This is a genomic window from Polaromonas sp. (assembly GCF_012927415.1).
Taxonomy (GTDB): Bacteria; Pseudomonadota; Gammaproteobacteria; order Burkholderiales; family Burkholderiaceae_C; genus Polaromonas.
This window is the reverse complement of the sequence record NZ_JABBPF010000034.1, coordinates 1-4056: the sequence shown is the minus strand read 5'-3', so window position 1 is coordinate 4056 and position 4056 is coordinate 1. Positions and strand designations below refer to the sequence as shown.

General features: G+C 59.9%; 3 protein-coding genes. All 3 read left to right on the top strand.

Annotated elements, in window-relative coordinates:
- Nucleotides 1–720: PLP-dependent aminotransferase family protein (locus HHJ19_RS03755; protein ID WP_296904185.1), on the top strand; the 720-nt coding region annotated here is incomplete at its 5' end.
- 91 nt (nt 721–811) lie between these two features.
- Nucleotides 812–3436 carry an alanine--tRNA ligase gene (alaS, locus tag HHJ19_RS03750; RefSeq protein ID WP_296904184.1) on the top strand — a complete coding sequence of 875 codons (2625 nt, stop codon included), beginning with the start codon at nt 812–814 and terminating at the stop codon, nt 3434–3436.
- A 143-nt stretch (nt 3437–3579) separates the two neighbouring features.
- A partial coding sequence (locus tag HHJ19_RS03745; protein WP_296904182.1) for a DUF6806 family protein occupies nt 3580–4056 on the top strand: 477 nt, incomplete at its 3' end.

Sequence of the window (4056 nt, the reverse complement as noted above, 5' to 3'; positions counted from 1 at the left end):
ACGCCGGCTGGCTACGACCTCGAAATTCTGGAGGCCCGCATCATCGAACACAGGCCCAAGGTGTTTTTTACCCAGCCGCGCCTGCAAAGCCCCACCGGATCAACGGCCGTGTTGTCGCATTTGCACCGTGTCCTGCAGTTGGCGGAAAAATACGATTTCATCGTGGTGGAAAACGACATTTATGCCGACCTTGACCCGGAGTTCCGCCCCTCGCTGGCCAGCCTGGACCAGTTAAGGCGGGTAATTTATGTCAGCAGTTTTTCAAAAACCATTTCGCCCAACATTCGCGTCGGTTACCTGGCAGCCAACCCCGGGCAGCTGGAAGAGCTGGCGCGGCTGAAGATGATCTCTGGCCTGACCTCTTCCGAATTCACCGAGCGGCTTGCCTACGGCGCCCTGATCGACGGCCGCTGGCGCAAGCACATCAAAACCCTCAGGGACCGGCTTGCGCTGGGCCAGCAGCAGCTGGCGACCCGGCTGCTTGGCATCGGCTTTGAGTTGTTCAGCGAACCCAAGGCCGGCATGTTTCTCTGGGCGCGGCACCCGGCTGTCCAGAATGCGGCCGAGCTGGCCTACAAGGCTGCCGAGCAGGATATTTTGCTCGGCCCGGGTCACCTGTTCTCGGTCGACCTGGAGCCCAGCCCCTGGCTGCGTTTCAATGTGGCCTGGGCCGACGATGAGGCGGTGCTGCGTTTTCTGGCCGCGCTCAAAGCCGCCTAAAATCATTGGCTTGCCTGCATTTGCAGCTGCTAGGTCTCGTTTCTGGCATTGTCCAAAATTTCCCTGCCATTTCATCAGAGTCAATCTATCCATGAGTACACCTGCCTTCACTGTTGCCGACATCCGCAAGACGTTTCTCGACTTCTTTGCCTCCAAGGGCCACACCGTCGTGCCGTCCAGTTCGCTGGTGCCTGGCAATGATCCGACGCTGATGTTCACCAACTCGGGTATGGTCCAGTTCAAGGATGTTTTTCTTGGCACCGACAAGCGCTCCTATGTTCGTGCCGCGTCGGTGCAGGCCTGCCTGCGCGCGGGCGGCAAACACAACGACCTTGAAAATGTGGGCTACACGGCGCGCCACCATACTTTTTTCGAGATGCTCGGCAACTGGAGTTTTGGCGATTATTTCAAGCGCGAATCGCTGAAATGGGCGTGGGAGCTGCTGACCGAGGTCTACAAGCTGCCGGCCGACAGGCTCTGGGCCACCGTTTACATCGACGACAACGAGGCCTACGACATCTGGACGAAGGAAATCGGCCTGCCGCCCGAGCGCGTCGTGCGCATCGGCGACAACAAGGGCGCCAGATACGCCAGCGACAACTTCTGGATGATGGCCGACACCGGACCCTGCGGCCCGTGCAGTGAGATTTTCTTTGACCATGGACCTGAAATTCCGGGCGGTCCCCCTGGCTCGCCTGACGAAGACGGCGACCGCTACATCGAGATCTGGAACAACGTGTTCATGCAGTTCGACATGCAACCCGACGGTTCGGTCAAGCCCTTGCCCGCGCCGTGCGTCGATACCGGCATGGGACTGGAGCGCCTGGCTGCCATCCTGCAACATGTCCACAGCAACTATGAAATAGACATTTTCGACGGACTGATCAAGGCGGCCGCCCGCGAAACCGGTGAAACCGACTTGGGCCACAAAAGCCTGCGCGTGATTGCCGACCATATCCGCGCCACGTCGTTTTTGGTCAGCGATGGTGTGAATCCGTCCAATGAAGGCCGCGGCTACGTGCAGCGCCGTATCATTCGCCGCGCGATTCGCCACGGCTACCTGCTCGGCAAGAAAACGCCGTTCTTTCACAAGCTGGTGGCTGATCTGGCAGGATTGATGGGCGAGGCCTATCCAAAGCTCAAGGCTGACGAGCAGCGCATCACGGCGGTGCTCAAGGCGGAGGAAGAGCGTTTTTTCGAGACGCTGGAAATCGGTATGGAGATTCTGGATGCGGCACTCGCCGATGGCGTCAAGGTGCTGCCCGGCGAAGTCGCCTTCAAGCTGCACGATACCTATGGCTTCCCGCTCGACCTGTCCGCCGACGTCTGCCGCGAGCGTGGCCTGAGCGTGGATGAAGCCGGCTTCGCAGTTGCCATGAACAGGCAGAAAACCCAGGCGCGCGCCGCCGGAAAATTCAGGATGGACCGTGCACTGGAATTCACCGGCAGCGGCAATATCTTTACCGGCTACGAGCATCTTCAGGAAACCGCAAAAATCGTCGCGCTCTACCTCGACGGCGTGCCGGCTGCCGCCTTGACAGCGGGTCAAAGCGGCGTCGTGGTGCTGGACACCACGCCGTTCTATGCCGAAAGCGGCGGACAAGTCGGCGACGAAGGCGAGCTGATCAGCGGCTCGGCCCACTTTGCCGTGGGCGACACGCTGAAGATCAAGGCCGACGTGTACGGCCACCACGGCACGTTGGAGCAGGGCACGCTGAACGTGGGCGACCATGTCACCGCGCGCGTCAACACCACCGTGCGCGCGGCCACCGTGCGTAACCACAGTGCCACGCACCTGATGCACAAGGCACTGCGTGAAGTGCTGGGCGACCACGTGCAGCAAAAAGGCAGCCTGGTCAACCCAGAGCGCACGCGCTTCGACTTTGCGCACAATGCGCCCGTGACGGACGGGCAGATCCGCGAAATCGAAGGACGCGTCAACGCCGAAGTCCTCTCCAACGTGGCGACCGACGCCAGCGAAATGGACATGGAAGCCGCGCAAAAGACCGGTGCGATGATGCTGTTTGGCGAAAAATACGGCGACAAGGTGCGCGTGTTGAGTATTGGCTCCAGCAAGGAACTCTGCGGCGGTACTCATGTGAGCCGTACCGGTGACATCGGCCTGTTCAAGATAGTGTCTGAAAGCGGCGTTGCTTCCGGCGTGCGCCGTATCGAAGCGGTCACCGGCGAGAACGCGCTGGCTTACCTGCAATCGCTTGAATCGACCGTGCAGGCTGCCGCGGGCACGCTCAAGGCCAGCCCCTCCGAGCTGCAAAACCGGATTGGCCAGGTGCTGGACCAAGTCAGGCTGCTGGAAAAGGAAGTGACCGCGCTCAAGGGCAAGCTGGCGTCCTCGCAAGGCGACGAGCTGATGCTGCAGGCTGTCGACGTCAAGGGATTGAGAGTGCTGGCAGCCAGGCTGGAGGGCGCCGACGCCAAAACCCTGCGCGACACCATGGACAAGCTCAAGGACAAACTGAAAACTGCGGTCATCGTGCTGGCCGCGGTCGACGGCAGCAAGGTGCAGATTGCTGCCGGCGTGACGAGCGACAGCACGGCCAAGATCAAGGCCGGTGAACTGGTCAATTTTGTTGCCCGGCAGGTCGGCGGCAAGGGTGGTGGCAAGGCTGACCTGGCCATGGCCGGCGGCACTGATGCGTCGAGCCTTGACAAGGCGCTGCAGTCAGTTCTGGCCTGGGTGACCGAGCGCGCATGAGCGCGTGGCAGACTCGCGGTCTGCTATCAAATAAATAGCTAATAATGACCGTGTTTATTGGACATGAAGCCGTTTTTGTTCAAAAAATGGGTTGCAGGCCACCGCAATCGTCCGCAGCCCCTAAAACTAGGTAAGATAATTCCATGTCGAGCTACCACACACCTTTTGAAATCCACGTTCACGGCGAAGTGCCTTTGCGTTCGGATGTCAGCTTCGAGCAGTTGCAGGAGGCCCTCAAGCCCCTGTGGAAGTATGCAGGTTCCAAATCGCTTGCGGCCGGCGCTGCCAGCGTTTACGAGGAAGAGCCAGGCATCAAGTTTGATGCACAAAAGCATATGCTGCAGGTATGCTGGACAGTGCCGGGAGACGAGGATTTCCGGCAGGCGCTTGACGAGATGTGCATGGGCCTGAACGACCTGGCCGAAACAGGGGCGCCCATCGAGGTGACCTTTTACGATTCGGATTTCGACGACGAAGAGGGCGGCGACGACGACGAAGAGGCCCGTGATGATTTCGTCATTTATTTTGTGGGCCCCACCCCCGCAGCCATCATGCAGGTTCAGCGCGACTTGCTGGTGCAAGACCTGATTGGCCTGATGGAGCGGCATTTTGATGGCTCG

Bases quoted from the DNA above. Each gene is read 5' to 3' on its own strand.
- alaS (WP_296904184.1), top strand. From the start codon at position 812: ATGAGTACACCTGCCTTCACTGTTGCCGACATCCGCAAGACGTTTCTC.